The sequence below is a fragment of the Lacrimispora algidixylanolytica genome, assembly GCF_003609635.1.
In the GTDB taxonomy this organism is placed as follows: Bacteria; Bacillota; Clostridia; order Lachnospirales; family Lachnospiraceae; genus Lacrimispora; species Lacrimispora algidixylanolytica.
Map to the genome: position 1 here is coordinate 106,054 of NZ_MCIA01000014.1, position 26,872 is coordinate 132,925.

Here is a 26,872-nt window from a genome sequence, read left to right on the forward strand (position 1 = left end):
AATTAACCGATAGTCTTTTACAAAATCTTTTATTCAATTTAAAAAAATGGATTTGGAGTTTGCTCCCTTTGCGCTCTTGTTACTGGATCGTAAATCAAATGTCCTATAGGGTAATTATTGTAATTCGCTATAATTTCCCTTGGATTAATTGTCTTTACCTTTCCATCTATCATTAATTGTCCAAACTCATTGACCATGTAGCCATCTGGTGTAATAGTATTGGTGTAAAGATAACCATATTCATTAAAACAGTAAGCATACTTTAAACCGTCTTTCTTTCCGTCTGGAGCCACCATTAACCAAGCCCAATTACATTTATATCTTGACGTTTTGCTATCCCCATACCAATTATTGCTTATTCCATTTGTATTCGTTGACTTTGATGAATCTTGACGCCAAGTATCCTTTTCATATGGTTGAGAAAGGATATAGTTAGTTTCTACATCTTTTGTCCCAAATGAAGGAACAAAACCATCTGCATAAATGAAAGCACCATTACCATCTGTCCTTGAACCACCTGCGAATGTGGCATTCTTCATAAAGTTTCCTTGTAAATCTTTTACATAATAAGTATAAGTATCTTTCTTTATAGCATTTCCTGAATAAAAGCTAAAGTCCTTATTTTCCAACTCATTTGTCGTATATCCTGCTGGAAGCTTATCTGCTGTCCATATAATTTCCGCAAAAGCCGGTGTTGCCATGGTCACGGTAAGTAACGTTGATAATATTGCCCCTAATAGTCTCTTTTTCATATTCAAGTCCTCCCTTAATTCTATATGATATTTGACATTTTTTTATATTCGTGTTATTCTAAAGATACAAAAGGGTAGCCATCTCCACAGAGTGGCTTCCAATTTATTTGTTTGATTTAAAAATAATCACCCAAAGCTTGGTTGGCGGGGTGGTTATTTTTTTGTATCTTTATTTTTGTTATTCACGTATGTAAGGATCGTAATGACCAATGCCGTAACATTTATAATAATCATAAATTCTTCATATGTGCTAATAACAACCACCTCCTCTCGGAGATGGAAACCACCCGGCAGATTGACTACCTATTTAATATTATACCATATTTTGGAAGTTTTTCAAACTATATTACTAATTCAAAGAGGGTTTTGATACTTTTATCGGTTAAACATATTCGATTATCAAAGTTCGTAGTTATCTATGAAAACATTAGTATTTCAATTTCACGCTATAACTGTCTCTGTACTAATGTTTAATTTCCTTTTTATATCTTTTCACATTACTTTCTTGTACGTCTACATACTCTCCAGTACTTAGTAAAACACATATAAGATTATTGTCTCTTCATATCACGATTCCGTATATCTTTTTACCATTTAAAGTAACTTCCACAGGTATCTTCTTACTTTTTTGTTTAATAGAAATCTTCATTTTTTTTTCCTCTTAATTGAATGGAAGTCCTGGATCGTCTACGCCTTCAGGAATATTCATAAACCCACCTCCCACACTTAATGGTTCTGGTCTGGAATTATCAGTAGTTGAATGTTTATTGTCAGCAAATTCTTGATCTTCTATAACAATATCTGTTGTATAAACTTTTATGCCATCTTTATTCGTATAACTTCCAGTCTGGATACGTCCTGAAATCAATACTCTCATTCCCTGACGGAAATACTTATCCGCAAACTCCCTGCTTTGTCAAATGCAACGCAGTTAATAAAATCAGCCATCTGTTCATTACTATCCTGGTTTTTACGCCACCTTCGATCAATAGCTAGAATATATCTTGCAATCGCCATGGACCTTTCTCCCTGAGAATATCGAACTTCAGGATCACGAGTCAGCCTACCCATTAAAATTACCTTGTTCATTTTCCCTCCGTTTCTCCTCTGCCCACCAGGGCAGAGGATGTGTCTTTTATTCCACTAGAAACTTCATCTTTTCCATTACTCTCATTAGCCATATAATATCTAAGGCTACAATGAGTAGAGCAATGCCTTCACTTAACGTCATGTACAGCCATCTTATTTCCTCATTACAAAAAAGAAAAATAAGAAGTAACAATATCAGACAGGTAATTATAGTGATTTGAATTATTGTTATTGCTATGACACATTTTTTCATCATGATTGAATCCACTGGCCTTTTTCATTTACCTTATAACCATCTGGTGTGGTCGTGTTTGTTAATAGCTTTCCTCTTACTCCATCAGACACTGGATTAAAATAGTACCAAGTTCCTTCTATTGCCTGCCAACCAGTAAACATCTGTCCTTGAGTTCCATCAGTAGCTGTCTTTAGGTAAAAGGTATTTCCATCTATATCTGTCTGCCAGCCCGTCACCATGAATCCATCTTTATCAAACCGGAACCAAGAAGCCTTTTCCTGCTCTCCTAGTGCAAATGGGTTACTGATATAAGCCCATTCATTGGTATAGGTTCGATCAGAAGCAAAGATCCACTTTCCATTTCCTGCCTGGGTCCATGTTCCAGTTACTGATCCAGAAGGAGCTTCCGGCCCTTTTATATTTCCTGTAGCTGTGACTCCTACGGATCGGCCACCGCCACCGCCTCCACCGCCTCCTCCACCGGAGCTGCCTCCAGAAGTGGTATTGTCAATGACTTTTAAGTTCAATGTTACATTTACTGAATCAGATAGCTTTCCATCGCTGCTTTCTGCGTAGATAACAGCGTTTGTACTTCCGGAATACTGTGATTTTCCAATGACCTGGTTAATCCAGCCAGAAATAACTTCCTGCTTTTCATTGATTACCATAGCCTTTACATTTCCATCTGAATCTACGGAAAGGATTCCTGAATCAGAGGAACGCCACTGGATTTTCTTTTTCTCTCTATATTCTGGATAAACAGAAGCGGAAATTTTCTTTCCCTCCAATCCGCTCCAGGTATAAGAAGGACTGTTTCTTCTTCCTGTTTTGGTGAGAATCAGATCAAACGTTTCACTGTCTCGGTCTGCTTCCAGGCATTCTGCTTGGAATGTAAGCCTCACCAGACAAGTAGTTGCTTTCTTCCCGTCCTTTGTGGTGGCTGTAATCTCCACATCTTTTTCAGCTTGGTATGGAGCCTTTTTCAGTGCTTCCTTGATCCAGGCAGCCCCTTCTACTGGGGATATTCTTCCCTGATCATCTACGGATACGGAATCCGGTTCTGAAGAAGTCCAGATTACCGTGCGATCATATGGTTTGTGTTCTGCTGATTCGTTTAAATCTGGAAGAACCGTTGCAGTCAGCTTCTTTGCGTCAAATCCTTTTTTTACTACAATCTGAGAATGAATATCCCCTACCATGTGATAGCCCAGTGTATAGGATACTTCTTTCTGATCTAGGGTGATTCCTTCTGGGATCACTCTGGTCTGATCATCTGTTACAAAGCTCACATTCACCTGACATGTAGCGGAAGCTTTATTTCCTAACTTATCTTTTCCATCCACTGTGATAACCACATCTCGGTTTCCGCTTCCGGATACTTTGGCATAGGGATCGTTGCTTTTTACTCCATTGTCGGTTGCCATGATGTTACGAATCCAGGCAGCATCCTTTAAAGCGGAAATTGATGCTTCCCGGTATGCTTCATTATCCTGAGCCACTTGTACCACTGCCGGATCAGAACTGGCCCATACCACTTCATCCTTAGAAAAAAAGTCAGGAGTGAACGTTGCCGTTAAGGACTGAGGAGCTGTTACCGTTATGCTCTCGCTTGGAGCTTTCCGGTCTCCGGTCAATGTTCTCGTCACCGTAAAGGTCAACGCCTGTTTGTCCAGGGCAGCGCCTTCCGTTGCAACTAAGGTATTATCAATGACCTGAAAGGTAACGTTGATTCGACTATTGGCACTACAGGGCTTTCCTTCAAAGGAAGTGGAAGGTCTGGTCTGTGCGGTTAAAACTGCAACGCCTCCGTTTTGGTGTCCTGCCCCATAGATGGTACCAGGGATCTTATACTGATAATTTTCATCTGCCTGTTTCTTTTCTGCTTCCTCTATAATGGTTTGAAAGAAGGAGGAAGAAAGATTTAGGGAAAGGCTGGCAGACTTTGCGGTATATCCATCTGTTCCTTCGTCATTATTCTTTTCCAGGGTGATAAGCTGAGGATCATCAATGCTCCATTTCACCTTGTTATCTTCCACGTCATTGTTGGCATCGATCACAGCCTTGATATTTACTGGCTGCACCTGGGTTCCCTGCTCTAGAACACCATTGATATATCTGGCAACCAGCTTTCCTTCCCCGTTTTTAATCTCTGTTGTTTTTACCGGATTCTTTCGGTTTCCAGTCCTTGTCTGAGTGACTTTAAAGGTATAACTTTCAGGATCTACCTTTACGGATACGGCCACCTTTTTATAAAGTGCTGAAAGGGTAACATTATCCTCTGGCATGGTAAACGCATACGCATGGCTGCTATCGGAATAAGTACTGCTCTTTTTGATTCCCTTGCTATTTACATAGAAAGGAGAGCCTTCGATCTGAAACTTTTCTGTATCTGTATTCTTTGGCGCTGTCGTGACGGTAACTGCGCTACCGGCTGCAATGGCTCCCCGGTTTTCCTTATCAAGAGACTTGAAATACTGGGAACTTCCACGGACTTCTAAGGTAGCAATGTCATAAAAGTTCTGGCCGTTTGCTATGGTATCAATCTGATTGACATTTAATAGATATCCTCTTAAGGGCCTCCCTAAAGAATCTGGTGCAAAATGATCTAGGGTATAGTCTCCTGATTCTTCATCAAGGACAGTTAAAATACCTTGTTCCAGCTCCTCGTAAAAGTACTGGTTTGATATGGCCTTTTTTGCCCCTCCTTGCACCAGAGTGTAATAGAGATCTCCGGTGTTCCAGAAGCCAATATGGGCATCGTATGTATAATCATTGTCATCCTCAATCTCTGATCCGCACACATTGGAATTTATCTTGCTTTCTGAATCAGCAAAAAGGTACGCCACATCTTCGATATAGTTAAAGTTAGTGACAGCGCCCTGTCTGGTTCCGATAAAGGTTCCTTCCCTTGCGTTAGAACCAAGTTGAGAGTTTCCAATGGTCCCAACAAATCGGGCTACTTTTAACTTTCCAGAAGCATATTTTCCAGTAACACCACCAATGGCGGTGGAATGATAGCCTCCGATGATTCCACTTACATAGGTATTAAATACATTGGAAGCATTCTGATATCCCACAATTCCACCGATAAATCCAGTTCCCTGGATTCTTGCCGTGTTACTTGTGCCGGTAGATACTTCACAGTCTACGATGGAGGAATTAGAAGCAACTCCGGCGATTCCACCGGCATAAATGACCTCATTTCCTCCTTTGGCATCAATCATGACTTTTTCACAGATAGCATTCTCAATGACAGTGCTACTGATCTCTCCTGCAATTCCTCCTGAAATTCCAGTAGAACTAATGTCTGCATTTTTTATCGTTACGTTTCGGATCTGGCTGTCTTGTGCATATCCTACCACCACACCAGTGCGGTCATTTCCTTTGATGGAACTGCTATCTGGGATTATGGTCAGGTCATGGATATTGGCATCCGTTACGGCACCAAACAGGCCCACGTTATTATAAACGGCAAAGGAAGTCAGCTTTAAGTTCTTAATGGTCTTTCCACTTCCATCAAAGAAACCATTAAATGGATGGGATACCTCTCCAGCAATTTCAGAGGAATCTTGGTAAAATCCAATGGGAATCCAGTTTACTCCCTGAAGGTCAATGTTTGCTCCCAGGGCAAAGTAGCATCCGGAATAATCTCCGGCATATTTTGCTCCCTCTGCCTCTGGAACCATCATGCCCATGGCCGTAAGTTCGGATAATCCCATGAGCTGTTCCCGGTTCTTAATGAGATAAGGCTTCTCTTCTGTTCCCTCGCCTTGGCTTCCACTAAGAAATTCAAAGCTAGTCTTTCCAGACCAAGAATCCCATATATCACCAAGGGAGTTGGAAGTCTCTAAAGCTAATTTTTTCACAGCAACCAGGGAGGAAGGCAGCAATGGATCTATGGATATCGGAATCGCCTGAGACGGTGTGGCCGGTTCGGTCCAGTCAATGTCTGGCTCCTGCACTGGCTCGGTTTCTACTTCACCTTCAGGAAGATCAATTTCCGGTTCTGTTTCTTTGGTTGTATCAACTGTTTTTTCTTCTTCATCCTGGATCTTCTCAGCCTGGGATGGAGTCCCCATCCGGGCATACACCGGTTCTCCGGCTAGTAGATCTGTATTGGCATAAACTGCCAGGCTTGGCAGTGATGTCATTGTCAGGGCGGCACACAATGTGTATGCCGTCCATTTTGTTACTCTTTTTCTCATTCTTTTTCTCCTATTAGTTTAGAAAGAAGGAACTGTTACATCTTCCGCTCCATATCCTGTGGGAAGGACAATTTCATCTTGATACCTACCAGCATTTTTAGTCGTATGGAGTAATATACTATTATCCCAATTAAAGTCTTCTGCTGGTTCTTGAGACGTATAAATAAGGTTCCATTCACCTTTATTGGACTTGTCTACCAAAGTTTCATAAAAACTCATATCACTTTCTTTTAACAGCTCAAGGCTATCAACTAAAAGGATCACCGGATGTTCATTGGCCAGAGCCGTTATTGCCTGGATATAACTATTCTTTGTATCATCTGTTAAGGAATTCATCATCACACCATCCAGTAGCAATGGTCTCATTCCTAAAAAATCCATTGTTAAACAATATGAGATCTGCGCCATGAGACAAGATTTACCCGTCCCTGTATCCCCATGAATCCCAACAATATTATTTGCTTCTAATTTCTGTTTTCCTATACTAATTTCTAACATTCTTCCTCCTATTGTTTGTATGCGCAAACACCATTTTCATCTACCCAATATCCGTCAGGGGTATATTCATTTCGATACATGGAGCCATACGGCCGATCTAGCCGACTCAAAGGTGTGTTAAGTATCTCAAAATCAAATAACCACCCTATCCTGTTGTCCCCCGTATAAGTCTTACGTTCATTTTTTTCCGTAAAGTAATATTCTTTATTATCAATACGCTGCCATCCAGTGAGCATTACCGTTGTGCTTGGATCAAAGAAATATTTCTTTTTATCCATTGATTCGCTATACCAGCCCCTAAGTGCTGCTCCAAACTGCTCTCCAGAATCTTGGTTCAGCATGAACCACATTTTATCTTTTTCTAAGAACCAGCTGTAATTTAACTTACTTTCTTCATTTACATGATATAAATTGGTTCCATCTCCGACCCACTCATTACTTGCAGGAGTTCCGTCAGGCTTAATATAGGTAACATCCTTTGGGTTCTCTGGATCTACCTTAAAGGTACCACCATCATCCCGCACACTTGGCTTTGAAGTACTGTCGATAGAAGGAGTCTCTGGTACTGTTACGGCCACACTATCCTCTTTGCCAGCTTTTGTCTCATTTGATGGTTCGGGCTTTGATGGATTGGTTGGCTCTGGTTTTGACGGCTCCGGCTTTGTCGGCTCTGGATCAGTTGGCTCTGGTTTTATAGGGCCTGGATCGGTTGGATCTGGCTTTGTCGGTTCCGGATCGGTATTCCCATTATCAACTTTTTTATAATCATCAGGAGTACCTGGCTTTCCATCTGGTCCATCCTGCCAGATTTCAGTACCGTGATCCCAACTTCCTCCAGTCCCTGGTCTGATATGCGTTCCGTCCCCATTGTCTAAGTAATAACCGTTTCCTCCCGGCATTGTATGAATTTGGCGATCATCGGCTCCCGGCTTTCCATCCGGGCCGTACCACCAATGTTCTGTTCCATTTGTCCAGCTTCCTCCGGTCCCTGGTTTGATGTAAGTTCCATCTCCATTGTCGATGTAATAACCGCCTCCGGGCAGTACATGAATTTGCCTATCATCATCGGTTCCCGGATTTCCATCTGGCCCATACCACCAGTGTTCGGTTCCGCTTGTCCAGCTCCCTCCGGTCCCTGGCTTGATATAGGTACCATCTCCATTGTCGATGTAGTAACCGCCTCCGGGCAGTACATGAATCTGTCTATCATCATCGGTTCCCTGATTTCCATCTGGCCCATACCACCAGTGTTCCGTTCCACTTGCCCAGCTTCCTCCGGTCCCTGGTCTTATATAGGTCCCATCTCCATTGTCGATGTAATAACCGCCTCCAGGCAGTAAATGAATTTGCCTATCATCATCGGTTCCCTGATTTCCATCTGGCCCATACCACCAGTGTTCCGTTCCACTTGTCCAGCTTCCTCCGGTCCCTGGTCTTATATAGGCCCCATCTCCATTGTCGATGTAGTAACCGCCTCCGGGCAGTAAATGAATCTGCCTATCATCATCGGTTCCTGAATTTCCATCTGGCCCATACCACCAGTACTGTGTTCCGCTTCCCCAGTTTCCTCCGACTCCCGGTCTGATATAGATTCCATTTCCACTGTCAATGTAATAAATCGGTGTTCCGCTGCTTCCACTCCCCCCGGTATAAATCCGAACATCATCATCGGTTCCTGGGATTCCATCCGGACCATTCCACCATAGTTCAATTCCACTGGTCCAGCTTCCTCCCGCACATGGACGGTAATGGGTTCCGTTCCCATTATCTTCATAGGCCCCTGTACCATTTGCGAAGGTGAAGATTTGTTTGTCATCGGAAGTCTGAGAAATTCCATCCAGTCCCTTCCACCAGAGTTCATCATCGGCTGTATTCCATGTTCCATCAGCTCCGGGTCTTCTGTAAGTCCCGTTTCCATTGTCAATAATTCCGATGCTCCAGTGTCCATAATAGGTCTGATCTCCCAGTGCTGCCAGTGTGGTCTCCTTGATCCGGTTTCCTCCTTCTGGATCAGTAAACCAACCAAGGAACACATAACCTGTCTCGTTTAGATATGGCAGTGTACCAATAGGGAGAGCATAGGTCACAGTCTTATCTTCCGGATCTTCTGCTGCTTCAAAATCTGGTAGATTTCGCTCAAAATGAATCGTATACTGGTTTGCCTTCCATCTGGCTTTATACTGCGTATCACCAGCTTCTACCCAACTCCCGGCTGTCACTTGCTCCCCGTTGTCTTTAAACCAGCCAACAAAGGTATAGCCTGGCTTCTCCGGTACGGGCAGTGTACCAAGTCGGGAAGGATAATCCTGATTTGTTTCTATTACAACTTGCTTACCATTTGCATCATAGTAAACAAACTGAATCTTATAAGAATTTTCTTTCCAGCCTGCATGATAGGTATATCTCTCTGCTCCAGACTGTGGCTGAAAGATGGTCTGAGGATTAATTTTATTGTTTTCCTCATCATACCATCCTGTAAAGGTATACCCTTTCTCCTCCGGCTCCGGAAGAGTTCCAAATGCCTGGTCATAGGTCTGGTTAACCGTAAAGGTCTGTACTGACTCTCCTTCTGGTTGTTCCACTTTTGAAATGAAGGGGATCTCATAAGATACTGTAGACCAATTTCCGTAATAAATCACATCTTTGGGTTCCACCATGGACTGACTCGTCAATTTTGTTCCTGTCCCATTCTTTCCGGTCCACCAGCCATTAAATTTCCAACCGTAAATTTCAGGAGCTGGAAGGGTTCCAAGCTTTGTATCAAAGGTATGATCTTCCTTAAACTCTCCCCCCACCCATTTCTTATGATTTGGATCAAATGTTATTTTGTAGGTATTGGGAGTCCAATGAGCATACACAGTCACATTTATGGACGGCATCTTGTTTCCGCTGTAAAGATAACTGGTCCCTCCTGAAGCACTGTTGTACCAGCCATCAAATTGATATCCTGGTCTTTCAACAAGATTTTTTCCGTCTTTTAGTATCTGATCAAAGGATTGATCAAAAGAAATGACCACTTCTTTTTTAGGGCTTCCCTCCAGAGTTCCACCGTTTCCATCTAGTGTTAGTAAATATCCGTTGATGGAATACTGGGCGGTGATTTCCGTATGGTCCTGAATATTAGTCGTTGGCTTGTCCCAGCCAGTAAAGGTATATCCAGCCCTCTCAGTCGCTTCTGGGGGCGTTGCATTAGCTCCAAGTAAAACCTCTTGCCTGTCTATAACAGCTCCATTCCAATCTTTAAAAGTAACCTCGCTGGAGCTTCGTTCCCACTGTGCATATACAGTTAGATCCGTATCTGGCATAGTATTTCCACTTTCTGGATATTTGCTGCCTTCGGTTGGAGCTGTATACCAACCTGAAAATTTATATCCAGGTCTGCTCACTTTATATTTATAGGTGTATAACAAGTTATCAAATAATTCACCATATAGTATGTCAGAAACTAATGAAGTATTCGTACCATCTAGAGTTCCTCCATTAGCGTCTAAAGTTAATGTTCCAACTCCTTTGACATACTGCGCTGTTACGGTTGTGTCTTTCTCAAGTTTACTTATATTACCTAAGTTCTTGTCCCAGCCTGTAAATACATATCCTGCTCTCTTAGGATTTTCCGGATAAACTATCTCACTGTTATAATTAACGGTTTCTTTGCTTATCACACTTCCATCATAGTCTTTGAATGTTAATTCACTACTCTCATTTGTAAATAAAGCATACACGCTGAAATCTATAGTTGAATTACTACTATTATCTGTTGGTGTCAATGGCTTTGAAAAGTCAATAAGAGTTGTTCCACTTGAATCAGTATAGAACCCTTTAAACACTTTATTTGGATAACTTAAGCTATTTACAAAACTTTTTACTTTATCCAATGTCTCTTCCTTTATTACAGCCCCATACTTTATATTCCCGTATCCCCTAAAAGGATCCCAAGAAGCGTTCCAACTACTAGAATATGTGCTAGGATAAAATAATCTACTGTCTAAGTCTTTAACAGTCCTTTTAAAGTATAAATCTACTACATCTTCTGTTGGATAATTTAAAGGCGAGTATAATATACTACCCTTACTATTTGTCCAATAATTATTTAAGTACCCTGGAAAATTTAACGGCTTATAACTAGATGTGGGCAATTTCTTAACTAAATCTTCTTCAGATACAGTAGAGCTTATAACTCTACTTTCAGATACTTCATCACTATCTAACCCATAGTGCAATCTATAAGTGACATTAAAACTTTCCCATTGAGCATATAACGCAACTTGACTTGTTATTATAGAACTACTATCTATCTTTTCGCCTGTGCCATACTCATTTAGATACCACCCCTTGAGTCTCATACCTTTTCCAACTGAAACTGCATTTCCAGTAACAGCCCCTAACTCTTCTCCATGTTTAATATATTTTCTACTCCAGTCACTCTTATTTCCTTTAGGGTAGTTGGAATATAAGACTATAGTATATTCACTAACAGTCCACTCTACCGATATAGTAGTATCATCGTTAAAATAATAAGGTGCTTTATCTTTACTACCGTCTAAACCTACAGATTCCCATTTATATGTTTCTGTTGTGTACCCAATTCTTTTAACATTATCTATAATACTATCAAAGTACCTTCTACAGTCCGATCCTTTAGGTAATTCTACTGTGTATTCACTCCCCCCATATATAGTTCCACCATTACCTAGTATAGTCACTGTAACCGAGTCTACATATATGGGCCTAACTACTAAGGTACTACTCACATTTGTGAAATTTTTATCCCACCCTTTAAACAGCTTACCTGCTACTTTTGGAGCTTCCGGTGCTGTGGCTGAATTACCTGTTAATACTATTTGCTCACTTAGTTTATTACCATCTATATCTAAAAAAGTTACTGTATTTTCAAGAGGCTTAAATGATGGAAATACCCAAGTAACCTTACCACTACTACCACAATTAATCTCTGTACCACTAGCTATATAATCACCAGATCCACTACCTAGTCTCCAACCTTCAAAAGTGTATCCAGATTTTGTCGGTGTACTTATTGAGTCTACATTGAATGAACTATTTCTCCTTACTTTAATATCTTGAATCGCATAAGTATAGTTACCTACACTGAAATACTCTATCCTTTTATTTTCACGATCCTCCCCCTCCCTAGCAAAAATATACATGTCTGCATTATATGGACACCACACACCGTATATTGACCTAGGATACCACTCATTAGACTTAAATATAAATCCTTGAGATAGTAAAGTGACACCACTGTAATAACTATCTATATTTGCAGGGTCTCCGTTTAGTAAGGTGTACCCTACTATGCCTCCAGATGTATTATATTGTGGTACTGAAAAACTATTGTCATTACTTCTACCACTTGCCCACGCTACAAATGTTGAATAAAAGTCCATACCTCTATCTATAGCCGCTTGATTCGTCCTTTGAGGATATATTGTGCTACCTCCCATAGATGGATGGTCTTTTATGAGGTATTGATTAGACGGAATACTTAACCTAAGATTTCCAGGAGCGTCAGAATACCACTCATAATCATAATAAGTAGTGGCCATCAAACTGGCTCTTAACATATTATTTACATTTATTACTCCATCTTCATCGGAATAAAACCAGCCAGGCTGACCTTCTCCCTCTTCCTCATTGACTATGGTTCCGTAAAAGTGATATCCCTGGTCTTCTACACCCTCTTCCTCACCTTTACTTAATAAATGCCAGATATAATATCTGGATAAGTCCCAATTTTCAAAACCACTTATCTTATTTTTGGTATAGCCATCAATATCTTCTCCGTTAGAAAATAGCTTCCAGGAAAGATTAGTCCATGCCATTTGATCTGGTGCTACGCTCCTGTAAATATACGGAGCCATGCTATAATATTCCTCATCCAGATTAATTGAATCCGATGTATTATCTACCGTCCCGGTCAGATCCGTCACATACCATAAGGGAAATTCTGCATCCCCTTGCACATAACCATAATCCCGGTATTGCACCATTCCATTGCGGTCCTCAAATTTCCAGAATTTCTTTCCTAAAGCTGATACCTGGAAGTAATATTCCGGTATCTCTTCCGGCTCCACTCTCACAAACTTTTTAACTGCCTGAGATGGGGTTGCTTTTCCGTCTGGTATCTCTGCTTCCGAAGGTGTGGCTTCTCTCCCTGGGCTTTCTGCTTCTGAAGGTGTAGCCGTTGATTCTTGCTTAGATGCTTCAGAAGGAGAAGCAAGCAATTCCAATGCCTTCTCCATATTTGTCCTCCACGATGCCGAGGACGTGAATTGTGGAGGTGCATACCATACTGTGGTTACTGCAATCACACCCGCAAGAAAAATACTTAAAATTCTTTTTCCATTCCCTTTCATGTTTTTTTCTCCTGTACCCTTTGTTGTTTAAATTCTCTTATCCACTGAATTTGTTCCTTATCCTCATGTTTTTTTCGTTCGAACTTAGCACTATAATGCAGCTAAGAATGAAGAGAATTAAACTGAATAATAAAAAACCAAAAAAAACTATCATTTTTTATTCCTCTTTTGTTCCTGTATCTTCATCACTATTTATTTTTTTTACTGCTACTTCAAGTGTGGGACATTCTATTTCCATAAAATAGCCAAAATACCTTGTCGATATTTTAAATATCATTGTAATGGCCTTTAATGCCAGTTTAATCACAAAACACCAACAAACGTACGTCAATATTATGACAGGGGTAACAATAGGTTGTCGACTAACACCAATTTTGACCAAAATATAGCTAATCCAAATTTCTAATATTGATAACATCTTTGCTCTTCTGGGATAATTCGCCAGCATTTTGTCTGCTATTTAAAAATTACATATAAAAATAAAATGCTCATTACTACTTGAGAAAATGTTCCATTTTGAAATTGAGTACCAATTAATTCGAGAGGAATCTCACCCCATAATTTTTTCAAAATATTGCCCGGTATAAACTCTAACAGGTAAAATAAGCCAACAACCATCACAAAAATTCTATAATAGTTCAGCCACATTCGCATAAGCTCATAAAAATAATCAATGCCTTCAGCAAAGTCTAGTTTATGAAATGTTAATTTTAGTTTTTAATAATTTTCATTTTTTAATCTCCTTGAGGAATTGCCATCACTGGCCGAAATCCGATACTTGTTTCTGAGACCTCCACAGGCCGGATATTTCCATCTATCAGACTCACCGTATAAACCCCAGTACCATACCGAAAATCCGTAATTCCACTATCTTGCGGTGTCCGAAGATAAAATCCCTTTGAATAAGCGGATATCTGAGACTCCGGATTGTTTTCCTCACTTCCGTTAAACTTCCATAGATAATCCTTATACTTAATTGCTTCATCCACGGATAGAATAAACACCCCGTCCTCTAACTGCTGAAATAATCTTGACTGACCCAGTAAACTGCTCTCTGAAAACTGCTCATATGCTCCGGCACTAGTCGCCCCCATATATGAATTTGTAATTCCTATGTAGGTTTCATGTACAAAATCAGCCTTAGCATTATCAAGGAGCCATTCCCTGACCTTGGAATATTTATAATTATTGTTATCTCCAAAGTTCAATTTTTTAGATACTCCCCCAATATCAGACCTAATTACGCTATCACATAAAAATAATGCCAACCTCTGGCTGTTTCCCATAGCATCCTCATAATCATCATCAATGCAACGAAACAAATAAGTTCTATTTCCAATAGTTCTGACCTGTACATCTCCAATACTATAATGAACCCCTTCTGGTACTTCATCTGACGGTTCCTGGCACACATCGCAAATCCCATCATGATCTAGGTCCACATGACCAACAGCCGAAGTTACAACTGATTGTTCTTTTCCACATTTATTACACCGCGTAGTCAGACGCCCATTTTCCATACAAGTGGCTAATACTTCATCTATTACTTTATAATCATGACCACATAAACCTTCCACATATATTTTCTCAACCCCCACTCGTAATATAATGTAAGTGTTACCAGCAATTTTCACTTCTTCCATTTGCAGTTCAGAAATATTTTTCACTGACTGAAATTTCTGACTGATAATACCTGCGTTAGGGTAATACCCCCTTGCAATTAGGTATATCTCTTTCCGGTCCGTCCCATCTATCATTGATACCAGGTTAAGGAGCCGCTCATTACCTTCAGACTGACTCCCTGTAATGATCTGCATATCCGTTGGGTACTCACCAGTTATGGAATAATCAGCTTCTTTTGCAATTTCAAGCCACTTGTTTAATCGATCTTTTGAATCTGCGTCTGGGTCAGAATCCTCCGGAATCCGTTCTCCTTTTCGATACTCAATATAATACTTTTGAATACCATTGCCATTTATCACCACGTTCCAGGGACTTGAAACAACAGAATGATAATAAAACTTATCAGTACCTATAATTGTCTCAGGAAAATCAACAACAAGTTCCTTCCCTTCCTCCGACTGCCCCTTTTGTCCTTTTAGAACTTCTTTTTCAGGATTTCCTTCTTCAATAAATTTCAAATTCCACTCAACTTCTTTGGCCTCTGATGGGGAAGCGGTAAATTCCTTTTGATAGTAGATGGATACGGTAATATTATTGCTAGTTAACGTAATACTGTCTTTTTGACCTTTACAAATATTATAGCCATCAATATCCACTGGTTTTAGCTGTATGGTATCGCCCCCCTTTCCTTTTCCAGTCACCACATAGAGCGTTGCTTTATCCGCAATATCCAAATATTTAATGGTATAAACATATTGGTTATCTGAAATCACAGATGACTCATTCTCATCTTTATCATGTTCCGGCTCTTGGTTTATTGGTTTTCCTGGATCTGGCTTAACTACTGGATTTATATCTACATTTTTATTTGGAGCTACATTTGTGCTTCCATGTTTTTTGCCTCCACCACCCCCTCCACCTCCTCGTGATCCACTTACTAATGTGGTTGTATTCATAGAAGTGTTTTTCTTAATTGCCGTCTGTATTCCTTTCCCTGGGACCTCAATAATTTGATGTTCTTCTACCCAGGCCCCCGTGTCACCCACTCTGTACCCATCTGGTGTCGCATCACCCAAGTACATGGCTCCTTTTAAATACTTTTCACCTGTATTCTCTGCCAGATAATAACACCGTCCGTCAATCCACTGCCAACCAGTTAACATTTTCCCCTTTAGGTCATTCAATCCATTACTGAGGAAATACCATTTCCCCTCACTTTGCTGCCAACCGGTGAGTTTTATACTGTCTCCATCATAAAAGAACCAATTGTCCTCCGCACTTCTCCACTCCCCCTTTTGTGAAATATCACTAGCCTTTGCATCAAATGGGAATAAAATACATAACAGACACACAGCCAATATTACTAGGTTACCCCTTTCTCTCTTATCAAAAGATTTCCTCATCTTCTATCTCCTTGCTTCTTTTTTTACGTTTATTTCTTTGCATTACGGATGTTGAAAATACAATTGCTCCTATCACTAATAAAATAGAGAATGTTACAACAACGCTTCTACGAAAAATTACCCAGCTCCCTTTATTATCACTTCCAGTATTCTTTTCTGATTCAACAAGGTGTTCACCTGCTTGGTCCCAACCATCTGTCACCGAGTCAAATCCCTGATAAACGGACACACATTGAAATCCCTGAAAGGACGGAATTACTGCCTCACCTCCATAAATAACACGGTAATCGGACACTCTTTTTTCACCTGTTACCAAAGCATTTCTACAAACAGTGCCTGAATCATCCACATAAGCTTCTCCCTCCCATGTAGCATCATTAATCCTATAATCTTCCGGATCTACCTGTATTTCATTTAGAAGTTCTTGATAACAATCCTTTATTTGGGGCTTTTTATTATCAAAAGGAATCTTCTTACTACCTAATTGATAATAATCTGCATCAAACGAATGAAACACTGCCGTAAATGAAAACCCAGGAACCCACTGTTGCTTATCCTGTTCCATATGTATTATTGAAAAGTTTTGTTTCAAGGTTTGTCCGGTAACTTTATCTTTTATAATTAATGGAGCCTGCTTCGGAATCTGTCCCTCCCACTCCACCTCTTCATAAACTATTTCCTGTTCCGTCCATTCCCTCCGCTCCGGCATCTGAATCGGTTCAATCTGCCATTTTTTCAACCAAAATTCTTTACCGTCTTGATCCGTATATTTTTCATCTGGTCTGTAGTCTTCTTTTTCTTCAGCTAAGACTCCTGATGTGATAATTACCTCACGATTTTGAGGTTCTCTTTTTATCTGAGAACTCTCCGCAGCCCAAGTAGATCCAACATTCGTCTCCCCCAGGGAAATGAATAAAATAATTGAGAACAGAAAAAATGTCTTTTTTACCACAAACAAATAACCCCCTCCCTACATAATATGAAACACTTTGAATTTTTTTAGAATGAAACAAGAATAATAAATTAGAGGTAAGAAAATAAAACATGAATAGAACTAAAGATGGATTTGAATAGAGTTATGAATCAATTACTTAAAAAGTCACAATTATTATGGATTAATATTCAGACTAAAAAACAGATGATAATAACATAGAAAATAACAAGATTTCGAATTAAGCAGTTGCTTACTCACTCAAGAAAAGAGATAAAAATATAATGAGATATATTAAAAAATGCAAAAGAAAAAGCATATAAATAAAAGTCCAAGACAAAATTATTTATCGTAATAAATTTTCAATCTATAATAACGTCTAAAACAAAAACTAAATTAATTCTCAGATTATTACATATACAATCGCAAAACCAAAAAAGAAACCTATCCCTACATAAACTAATAACAAAATTTATATCAGCCTCATTTATCCAAATTAAGATAACTTAGATTAATATCAACCTCAATTATGCAAGTTAAGTTAACATAGATCAATACCAATCTCAATTATGCAAGTCATGATAACATAGATTAATACCAACCTCATTTATTCAAGTTAAAATAACATAGATCAATACCAATCTCAATTATGCAAGTCATGATAACATAGATTAATACCAACCTCATTTATTCAAGTTAAAATAACATAGATCAATGCCAACCTCATTTATTCAAGTTAAAATAACATAGATCAATGCCAACCTCAATTATTCAAGTTAAAATAACATAGATCAATATCAACCTCAATTATTCAAGTTAAAATAGCATAGATCAATACCAACCTCATTTATTCAAGTTAAAATAATATAGATCAATACCAACCTCAATTATTCAAGATAAAATAATATAGATCGATACCAACCTCAATTATGCAAATCAAGATAACATAATTCAATTAAGAATTTTCATTTCCTAAAATACTAATTAAAAAAATATGGATTCATTCCGAATAAAAGATTAATAAAACAGATTCAAAGATAAAAAATATGATAATAGAATTTTAAACTCACCCCAAGTATAAACGATTTTCCCAAAATAATCAATTGCCTTTTTAAATTATTGCTAATAAGATCATTTGCACCTATCATATCTAAACCTCCAGCAACAATCTCCTTACCTTAACAAACAAAACACTTTACTATTAATAACAACAAAATACCCCCCGCAAACAACCGCTTCTCCCAAACCATAAAAACCAAGAGCCCAAATACTATACCACTAAAAACCAAACAATAACTTCCCCTCACCACTCCCCCCAGTACAAGCCACCCTCTCTACACAAATCACGACCAACACAATCACCCATGCTTCCCGTACATCCCCATAACAATCCCTAAAAGACTACATGAAATTCTTATTATTTTGTTACGATTTTAAATTTAATTGTATTCTGTACTTTGTCTGCATATAATTATATCAGCAGATAATATCTGCTGGCAATCGTGTATAGGTTGGTTGACCTCTATTCTACATAGAATGGAGGGGTCGCTTATGAAGAATTTTGACTTTAAAGACATGATGTCTTTTGGCATGTTCATCTTAGCACTACTGACATTCATTTTTATGAAATGTCAATAAGCAAAAAACCTCCCCTGTACTTTGGCCGGTAGGGAAGGTTTTCTAAATTTCAATCGGTCAACCACCCTGTGGCGATTGCCTATGTTAAGTATATTATAACAAATAATCGAATTATTACAAGTAAATGAAATTGTTTTGCGGTCACTCCATAATTGATTGAATCGCTCTCAAAACAATGGAGTTATTAAGCATGTTACTGCCATTTTCACCAATGTTACATATTTCGAAAATTACAAGTTATTCCTGTTTGTTTGATCAAATCTCATTAAGCTTTGTAAGCTTTTCTGCCTGGTCTGCTGCAATCATGGAATCCAGTAATTCGTAAATATCCCCATTCATAATGGCATCAATTTTATATAGAGTCAGCTTGATTCTATGATCTGTCACACGACCCTGAGGGAAGTTATAGGTACGGATCTTTTCGGAACGATCTCCGGTTCCGATTTGGCCCTTTCTTTGCTCTGACTCAGAATTCTGGCGTTTCTCTAACTCCAGATCGTAAAGCTTTGAACGCAATAGGCGGAATGCTTTTTCTTTATTTTGAAGCTGTGATTTTTCTGTCTGACTGTAAATAACAATTCCTGTAGGATTATGAGTCAGTCGAACCGCAGAGTCAGTGGTATTAACACACTGGCCTCCATTTCCAGAAGCACGCATTACATCGATTCTAATATCCTTATCATCAATCACTACATCAACTTCCTCAGCCTCAGGCATAACTACTACCGTAGCTGTAGAAGTATGAATTCTTCCACCGCTCTCAGTCTCTGGAACTCTCTGAACGCGGTGTACACCACTTTCATATTTCATCTTTGAAAATGCGCCTTTTCCTGTGATCATTGCAACTACTTCCTTAAAGCCGCCGATCCCACTTTCATTCAAGCTAATTATTTCTACTTTCCACCGCTGGCTCTCCGCATAATTAATATACATACGGTATAACTGAGAAGCAAATAAAGCAGCCTCATCACCACCAGCTCCCGCACGGATTTCCAACATAATGTTCTTATCATCGTTAGGATCCTTTGGTAAAAGTAAAATCTTAAGCTCCTGCTCTAACTCCTCAATACGCTTCTTAGCATCGGATAACTCTTCCTTTGCCATTTCCCGCATATCCTCGTCATTTTCTTCATTAAGAATCAGTAAGCTGTCTTCAACTGTCTGCTTCGCCTTCTTATACTGAGTGTAGGTTTCAACAAGAGCTGATAGATCTGATTGCTCCTTCATCAGCTTACGAAAACGGTTCTGGTCTTCCGCAACGGAAGGATTATTAAGTTCCTGCATCAGTTCCTCATAGTGAACTAAAATATCATCTAACCTGTCAAACATAGGTAACCTCCAAAATCTTACAAAGCGGGCTTCGCCCTAACTTATTTCAAAACGGCACACACCACACGATCTAATCCTGCCGCATCTTTCACTACTCTTATTTCAGCAAAACCTGCATCTATAAATAATCCGCTAACAGCTTCTGCCTGATCATATCCAATTTCAAAATATACCGATCCCCCAGGATTTAAGAATCTGCGTCCATCTAAAACAAGCTGTCTGTAAAAAAACAGTCCGTCTTCCCTGCCATCAAGGGCAAGCATGGGTTCAAAATCCCTTACCTCCGGCTGTAACCCCTTAATGATTTCTGTAGGGATATAAGGAGGATTTGAAACAATCACATCAAACTTTTGTCCAGGTCCAATTGCCTCAAAAAGATCACTTTCTATCAGGGTAATACCACCCGTTCCCAAAAGGGCTTCCACGTTCCTTCTTGCAACGCTTAGAGCCTCCTTGGAAATATCAACTCCGGTAACACATTCAAACAAGCCAAGTTTCGTAAGACTTATGGCAATGCAGCCGCTTCCTGTACACATATCAAGGACCACTGGCTTACTACCCTTAAAGTCCTTTAAAATCAACTCAACTAACGTCTCAGTATCCTGCCTTGGAATAAGCACGTGTTCATTTACATAAAACTCCAAGCCCATAAATTCCCTGCTTCCTGTAATCTGCTGCAATGGAATTCTTTGAGACCTTTTTTCTATCATAGATCGGTACTGATCGATTCGATTTAGAATCAATTCATCCTCAGAAATCGCGTTGAACCTATCCAGAATAAAATGAGTCAAATCCGTGTGAAATGCTTCAAACAGCAAGTATCTAGCATCTAGAGACGCTTCCTCGACTCCCGCCTCCGACAGTACCTTTGTACCCTCTATAAGCAATGAATCTAAGGTAAAACTCATGAGCGTTTCTCCGGAAAATTCTTATCTAAAAATGCTCTCCAGTCAAATACAGCTTCCACAGAAGCGATTCCAACTTCAATCATAGAATCATCTGGCTCTTTCGTGGTAAGTTCCTGCATCCACATACCTGGACGACTTAGCAAATTAACCAATTTAGAATCACTGCGTCCTGCAAGGCGTAAAAATTCATAAGAAACACCTGCAATAACAGGAATCAAAACCACTCTGCTAAGAACTCGAAGAGGAATGGTATCTACCTGAATTACCATGAAAAACAAGATACTGATGATCATAACAATCAGTAGAAAACTAGTTCCGCACCGCTTATGTTCCTTGGAACTGTTTCTAACATTCTCTACCGTAAGCTCTTTGCCATTTTCCAGACAGTTAATACACTTATGTTCTGCACCATGGTACATAAAGGTTCTCTTAATGTCGTCCATACGGGAAACCAGCTTAATATAAGCTACAAAAATCCCAATTCGTATAACGCCCTCTAATATAGCCATAACTGTATGAGAATTTATAAAACGCTGAAAAATACTGGCAAGAAACATGGGGAGCACCATAAATATGCAGATAGCCATTACGACTGAAAAGACCATCACCATACTCATAAGAGCTTTCTCCATCTTTTCTCCAAAAATCTTCTCAAGAAACTTTTCAAACTTGGATGGTTCCATATCCTCTTCATCATCTTCAAAAAAGCTGGCGGAAAATGTCAAAGCTCTCATACCTAAAATCATAGAGTCCGCAAAGCTGAATACTCCCCGAACCAATGGAAGTGAGAAAAACTTAACTTTTTCTCCCATACTGACATAAGATTCTTTCTTTACTTCAATGGTTCCGTCCGGCTTTCGGACTGCTGTGGCATACTCATCCCCGTTTTTCATCATAACGCCTTCAATTACGGCTTGACCGCCGATTCCTGAATACTTCATACGCCAACCACCTCTCTATTTAAACCGAAGCTTTTACTTTTTTCAAAATTTCAAAAAAGGTTGAGCTAAAGTGTTTCCACTAAACTCAACCTTTTCTTTGCTCTAAACTTATTCAGCGTTAACGCCATACTTACGATTGAATTTATCAATACGTCCACGAGCGGAAGCAGCTTTCTGCTGACCGGTGTAGAATGAATGGCAATTAGAACAAACTTCTACGTGGATATCTTCCTTTGTAGAACCAGTTACGAATTCATTACCGCAGTTACAATTAACTTTTGCCTGATAGTAATTTGGATGGATTCCCTCTTTCATGATTTTCACCTCGCATACTCTGATTTCTATTATTTCGCGGTACTTAAACCGACTTTGTCTAATAAACAGCTTGTATAGTATAACATGGAAAAATTCTTAATGCAAGCATTTATTTGTATAAAAACCTGTAATTCCTAGAAAAACCGCATTTTTTTTGAAGCTTCGACAAATTCCCAGTTGGATTTTGTCTTTGAAAATAAATCAAGAATTTTTTCCACTGCATCTTCCGGCTTAAGAGTGTTGGTTGCCTTACGGATATTGTCCACAGCTTCCGCCTCGTCTTTCGTAAGCAGTAGATCGTCTCTTCTAGTACCTGACTTTAAGATATCAATGGCAGGGAAAATTCTCTTTTCTGACAACTTCCGGTCAAGAACCAGTTCCATGTTTCCGGTACCTTTAAATTCCTCATAGATAACATCATCCATACGGCTTCCAGTCTCTACCAGTGCGGTAGCAAGAACGGTTAAACTTCCGCCCTCTCTCATATTCCTGGCTGCACCAAAGAAACGTTTTGGCATATGAAGAGCTGCAGGATCCAAACCACCGGATAAGGTACGTCCGCTAGGGGCAACGGTAAGGTTATAAGCCCTTGCAAGACGAGTGATGCTGTCTAATAAAATGACTACGTCACGTCCATGCTCCACCAGACGTTTGGCACGCTCTACTACCATCTCAGATACTCTTTTATGTCTATCTGGAAGCTCGTCAAACGTAGAATAAAGAACTTCAACATTTTCTCCAACGATAGATTCTTTGATATCTGTTACCTCCTCCGGACGCTCATCAATGAGAAGAATCATCAGATGAATATCTGGGTGATTAACAGTTATCGCCTTTGCAACCTGTTTAAGCAGAGTGGTTTTGCCGGCTTTTGGAGGGGACACAATCATTCCTCTTTGTCCCTTTCCAATAGGGGAAAGAAGATCTAACACCCGCATGGCTGTGGTATTCTTATCACCAGTTGTCTCCATATGAAGCCTTGTATGTGGAAATATGGGAGTCATATTTTCAAAATTAGGACGGCGCTCTGCCATATTGGCTGGGTAGTTGTTGATTTTCTTCACAAACAGAAGGGCTGCAAACTTTTCAGTCGCGGTCTTCACTCTTCTGCTTCCATCAATAATATCTCCCGTTTTCATATTAAAACGACGGATCTGGGAGGGCGCAACGTAAACGTCATTTTCGCCAGGCAGATAATTCTCACAGCGGATAAATCCAAAGCCATCCGGCATAACTTCTAAAATGCCATGTGCATCGATTCCGCTATCCAATTCCTGTAACTCAGGACTTGGCTGAAAATCCGGTTTTGGCTCTTCTAAAACAGAGCTCGGACGTGCTTCATTTCGCACTGGAGCTTCCGTTGTATTAGCAGGAGCTGGACGGTATGCTGCTGGTCTCTGTTGTGCATCAGGGCGATAAGAACGAACAACGGTTGTCTTTCTCTGATTATTCCCGGAAGAAATCCCCTGCTGATCCACAGTTACCTGACTCTGACTAGAAGGTGTGGCCTCTGGTGAGGGTACCGTATCAGGAGTCTTTATATTTTCTTTGCTATCTTCTTTATTATCTTGTGAAACATTCCCGTCTGAAACACGAACCGGAGAAGTTTCCTCTTCTTTTTGACAAAGTAAATCTATAATTTCAGCTTTTCGCATGGAACTGCAGCCTTTAATCCCTTTGGCTTTGGCAAGCTCCTTCAATTCCGCTAGGGGGAGTGTCTGTAATTTTTCACGCATATTATTCTCCTTCATGATTCCATATAACACTTATTTCGTAATCTTGGGAATGATTCACGATAGAATATCGCAAACAGATGGCCGAAAGTGTATTTCCGGCCCAAATCAAGCTGGATCAGGTCGTACGATACGCCTATTATATACCTTAACAGAAAAAAAGAAAAGTCATTTTTTCAGAAAGCTTAAGTGATCCTTGATTTTCTTTTCATAGCCATTTTCCGTAGGTCGATAGAATTCAGTTTCAGCCATCCCATCAGGCAGATACTGTTGTTTTACATAATTATTAGGGTAATCATGCGCATAAAGATATCCTTGCCCATGACCCAGTTTTGCAGCTCCCTTATAATGAGAATCCTGCAAATGCACTGGAACCGGCATTGTTTTATGATCTTTAACCGCTTGAAGTGCCTCAAATATCGCCACACAGGCTGCATTGCTTTTCGGAGCCGATGCAACGTAAGTAACCGCTTGCGACAGTATAATCTGAGCCTCTGGAAGTCCAATCCTCTCGGCAGCCTGGGCGGCTGATACTGCTACAACCAGGGCCTGGGGGTCCGCATTTCCCACATCCTCGGAAGCACAAATCATAATTCTTCTGGCAATAAATGTAAGATCCTCTCCTGCATAAAGCATTCTGGCCAGATAATAAACTGCCGCATCTGGGTCAGAGCCTCTCATACTTTTAATAAATGCTGAAATGGTGTCATAATGGTTATCTCCATTTTTATCATATCGGACCGCCCGTTTTTGAATACACTCCTGGGCCACTTCCATATCAATATGAATTTTCCCATCTTCCGCATTTCTTTCCGTTGTCATAACACCTAACTCGATTGCATTTAGGGCCGCTCTGGCATCACCGTTTGATACATCTGCTAGGAATTCCAATGCATCTTCTTCTATCACTGCATCATAAGAACCCATTCCTTTTTCCCTGTCATATACGGCACGACGGATTAGTTCTTTTATATCATCATTTTCCAGCGATTTCAATTCAAATACTCTTGACCTGGAAATTAAAGCCCCATTTACTTCAAAATACGGATTTTCAGTGGTAGCACCGATAAGAATCAGCGTGCCATCCTCTACAAAAGGAAGAAGATAATCCTGTTGCCCTTTGTTAAAGCGATGAATCTCGTCCACAAACAAAATCGTCTTTTTCCCATACATTCCAAGGGCATCCTTTGCTTCTTTAACGATCTCCTCCATGTCTTTTTTACCAGCGGCCGTTGCATTGATCTGCCTAAAATTCGCGCTGGTGGTATTGGCAATCACCCTTGCAAGCGTCGTCTTTCCGGTTCCTGGAGGTCCGTAGAAGATAACAGATCCAAGCTTATCAGCTTTAATCGCCCGGTAAAGCAGCTTGTCCTTACCAATAATATGCTGCTGTCCAACTACCTCTTCAAGCGTTGTAGGGCGAAGCCGGGACGCAAGAGGAGACTCCTTTTCCATAGTATTCGCTCTCATATAATCAAATAAGTCCATTTTCACTCTCCTATATTTCAGTCTTTCTTGGGGATATACCAGCTAAATTCATCTGCGGTCTAACATGAGTACTTATGCCTTTGAAGATGCATTTTGAGTAGACTTTCCTGCTTTCTCTGGTTCACTCGTGATGTGAAAATATGGCAAAATCAATCTATGACCTGATTTCACACTAAACTTCTCTCACGTATCGCAATATATATCCATTATGGGCAGAATCCATTTTTTTGTCAAGAATAGATGCTGTCAATTGGTTATATAGTAATCAAATCTCATTTTACAATAGATTTAATTACTATAAGATTCTATTGGTAATTATATATGACTTAATAAGAGATCTAATGTAAATACCACTCCTGGATTGCTGTAATACTCTAAAATCGCGGGCAACTTACAACTGTTATTCCCATGTAGTATTTTGTTAATTACCTTTATTTTCGATTTCTCTTCTGTCTTCTTAATCGTACATAGATATACAGTATGGATAGCCTAATCTTCATTCTGTATATCTTTTATTTTATTCATATTGTTTATGATTGTACACATCAAATAAATGTGCCTTTGCAATCGTTGCTTCCTTGTTTCATATCTTAATAGAGAAGATAAACCTAAATCTCTTGATTTTCGGTTCAATTCAAAATAAGGCTTTTCTTTTAGATTTACATAATCCATTTTGTAATCATTTTAATAAATTGCTTTTCACTTTCCCCATCTCAATAGAAGCATGGCCATCTTATAATACCTTTTTAATTTTTGAAATCCATAGTGAAAACCCAATGATATACCTGAAATGAAATAACAGAAGCAACTTTAAACTATAAAATGGATTATAGCAGCTTTTAATTTTTATGGTTGATTACTCCTCTTACGAAGCAGTCAGTATAAAGCTTTTTCACGGTACCAATTTTTCAAACGAAGGGAGAGCTACAATGAGCGATATTGCAATGCAACTTGATTTAATATTATCCAATGAAGTGGAGGTGGGATCCAATGTCTTATTTGATACAATTTCCTATTCTTCTGGAAATATCAATTACAATCCATCGACAGGCACGGTGACTTTCCAGGAAACTGGACGTTATATTATAAATTGGTGGTTAGCAACACAGTCTTCACAATCCACTAACGGTATAGCCTTTGCCTTGTCTTCATCACAGGGAGATCTCTTGGTGGGAAATTCACCCATCAAAACAAGTGAAGTGTACGGGATAGGTATTATAGAAGTTTTATCTACACCCGTTACTTTATCTCTTATAAATGTTAGTACTAATACCGTATTTTTCTCTATGCTGGTTCCACTGAAAGGAAGCCTGACTATTGTAGAGGATGATGTGCAGGGATCCTCTGGGCCTACTGGAGATACTGGGCCTACTGGTAACACTGGACCTACTGGTGCTACTGGACCTACTG

General features: G+C 39.6%; 14 protein-coding genes and 1 pseudogene. 1 reads left to right on the top strand and 14 read right to left on the bottom strand.

Translation table 11 applies throughout. The annotated features are described in order from the left end of the window. Nucleotides 1-38: 38 nt before the first annotated feature. The 14 genes and pseudogenes from BET01_RS10230 to BET01_RS10305 all read right to left on the bottom strand — a co-directional run bounded on the left by BET01_RS10230 (nt 39) and on the right by BET01_RS10305 (nt 25,462). The gene (locus BET01_RS10230) at nt 39-752 is read right to left on the bottom strand and encodes a hypothetical protein (RefSeq protein WP_120196701.1); all 714 of its coding nucleotides are present in this window, start codon (nt 750-752) and stop codon (nt 39-41) included. 661 nt (nt 753-1,413) lie between these two features. After that, nucleotides 1,414-1,841 (bottom strand): annotated as a pseudogene (locus BET01_RS22405) (single-stranded DNA-binding protein). 252 nt (nt 1,842-2,093) lie between these two features. Then, nucleotides 2,094-6,281 carry an N-acetylmuramoyl-L-alanine amidase family protein gene (locus BET01_RS10245; RefSeq protein ID WP_120196703.1) on the bottom strand — a complete coding sequence of 1,396 codons (4,188 nt, stop codon included), beginning with the start codon at nt 6,279-6,281 and terminating at the stop codon, nt 2,094-2,096. A gap of 18 nt (nt 6,282-6,299) precedes the next feature. Then, nucleotides 6,300-6,779 (bottom strand): hypothetical protein, encoded by a 480-nt coding sequence (locus BET01_RS10250; protein WP_120196704.1) that lies wholly within the window; start codon nt 6,777-6,779, stop codon nt 6,300-6,302. An 8-nt stretch (nt 6,780-6,787) separates the two neighbouring features. Next, the gene (locus tag BET01_RS10255; RefSeq protein ID WP_158585026.1) at nt 6,788-13,039 is read right to left on the bottom strand and encodes an InlB B-repeat-containing protein; all 6,252 of its coding nucleotides are present in this window, start codon (nt 13,037-13,039) and stop codon (nt 6,788-6,790) included. 271 nt (nt 13,040-13,310) lie between these two features. Then, nucleotides 13,311-13,571 carry a hypothetical protein gene (locus BET01_RS10260; RefSeq protein WP_120196706.1) on the bottom strand — a complete coding sequence of 87 codons (261 nt, stop codon included), beginning with the start codon at nt 13,569-13,571 and terminating at the stop codon, nt 13,311-13,313. A 316-nt stretch (nt 13,572-13,887) separates the two neighbouring features. Continuing rightward, entirely contained in the window at nt 13,888-16,179 is a 2,292-nt protein-coding gene (locus tag BET01_RS10270) for a MucBP domain-containing protein (RefSeq protein ID WP_120196708.1), read from the bottom strand. Beyond that, nucleotides 16,163-17,137 (bottom strand): hypothetical protein, encoded by a 975-nt coding sequence (locus tag BET01_RS10275; protein WP_120196709.1) that lies wholly within the window; start codon nt 17,135-17,137, stop codon nt 16,163-16,165. Before BET01_RS10275 ends, BET01_RS10270 begins: the two co-directional genes overlap by 17 nt. Before the next feature lie 1,866 nt (nt 17,138-19,003). Continuing rightward, nucleotides 19,004-20,077 (bottom strand): peptide chain release factor 1, encoded by a 1,074-nt coding sequence (prfA, locus tag BET01_RS10280; protein ID WP_120196710.1) that lies wholly within the window; start codon nt 20,075-20,077, stop codon nt 19,004-19,006. Between the two features lie 41 nt (nt 20,078-20,118). Continuing rightward, nucleotides 20,119-20,985, bottom strand: coding sequence for a peptide chain release factor N(5)-glutamine methyltransferase (gene prmC, locus BET01_RS10285; protein ID WP_120196711.1), 867 nt, complete (start codon nt 20,983-20,985; stop codon nt 20,119-20,121). Further along, nucleotides 20,982-21,926: a DUF1385 domain-containing protein gene (locus BET01_RS10290; RefSeq protein ID WP_120196712.1), complete on the bottom strand. Its 945-nt coding sequence runs from the start codon at nt 21,924-21,926 to the stop codon at nt 20,982-20,984. The genes prmC and BET01_RS10290 overlap by 4 nt, the downstream gene beginning before the upstream one ends. A 108-nt stretch (nt 21,927-22,034) precedes the next feature. Beyond that, nucleotides 22,035-22,241 (bottom strand): 50S ribosomal protein L31, encoded by a 207-nt coding sequence (gene rpmE, locus BET01_RS10295; protein WP_120196713.1) that lies wholly within the window; start codon nt 22,239-22,241, stop codon nt 22,035-22,037. A 134-nt stretch (nt 22,242-22,375) separates the two neighbouring features. Then, nucleotides 22,376-23,977 carry a transcription termination factor Rho gene (gene rho / locus BET01_RS10300; protein ID WP_120196714.1) on the bottom strand — a complete coding sequence of 534 codons (1,602 nt, stop codon included), beginning with the start codon at nt 23,975-23,977 and terminating at the stop codon, nt 22,376-22,378. 165 nt (nt 23,978-24,142) lie between these two features. Further along, nucleotides 24,143-25,462 carry a replication-associated recombination protein A gene (locus tag BET01_RS10305; RefSeq protein WP_120196715.1) on the bottom strand — a complete coding sequence of 440 codons (1,320 nt, stop codon included), beginning with the start codon at nt 25,460-25,462 and terminating at the stop codon, nt 24,143-24,145. 929 nt (nt 25,463-26,391) lie between these two features. Between BET01_RS10305 and BET01_RS21575 the strand changes: the two genes are divergently transcribed. Further along, a partial coding sequence (locus BET01_RS21575; protein ID WP_166428725.1) for a collagen-like triple helix repeat-containing protein occupies nt 26,392-26,872 on the top strand: 481 nt, incomplete at its 3' end.

What these genes read in the sequence shown, in the direction of transcription:
- prmC (WP_120196711.1), bottom strand. Translation starts at nt 20,985, where the DNA reads ATGAGTTTTACCTTAGATTCATTGCTTATAGAGGGTACAAAGGTACTG.
- prfA (WP_120196710.1), bottom strand. Translation starts at nt 20,077, where the DNA reads ATGTTTGACAGGTTAGATGATATTTTAGTTCACTATGAGGAACTGATG.
- BET01_RS10260 (WP_120196706.1), bottom strand. Translation starts at nt 13,571, where the DNA reads ATGTTATCAATATTAGAAATTTGGATTAGCTATATTTTGGTCAAAATT.
- BET01_RS10255 (WP_158585026.1), bottom strand. Translation starts at nt 13,039, where the DNA reads ATGGAGAAGGCATTGGAATTGCTTGCTTCTCCTTCTGAAGCATCTAAG.
- BET01_RS10305 (WP_120196715.1), bottom strand. Translation starts at nt 25,462, where the DNA reads ATGGACTTATTTGATTATATGAGAGCGAATACTATGGAAAAGGAGTCT.
- BET01_RS10250 (WP_120196704.1), bottom strand. Translation starts at nt 6,779, where the DNA reads ATGTTAGAAATTAGTATAGGAAAACAGAAATTAGAAGCAAATAATATT.
- rho (WP_120196714.1), bottom strand. Translation starts at nt 23,977, where the DNA reads ATGCGTGAAAAATTACAGACACTCCCCCTAGCGGAATTGAAGGAGCTT.
- BET01_RS10230 (WP_120196701.1), bottom strand. Translation starts at nt 752, where the DNA reads ATGAAAAAGAGACTATTAGGGGCAATATTATCAACGTTACTTACCGTG.
- BET01_RS10245 (WP_120196703.1), bottom strand. Translation starts at nt 6,281, where the DNA reads ATGAGAAAAAGAGTAACAAAATGGACGGCATACACATTGTGTGCCGCC.
- rpmE (WP_120196713.1), bottom strand. Translation starts at nt 22,241, where the DNA reads ATGAAAGAGGGAATCCATCCAAATTACTATCAGGCAAAAGTTAATTGT.
- BET01_RS10290 (WP_120196712.1), bottom strand. Translation starts at nt 21,926, where the DNA reads ATGAAGTATTCAGGAATCGGCGGTCAAGCCGTAATTGAAGGCGTTATG.
- BET01_RS10270 (WP_120196708.1), bottom strand. Translation starts at nt 16,179, where the DNA reads ATGAGGAAATCTTTTGATAAGAGAGAAAGGGGTAACCTAGTAATATTG.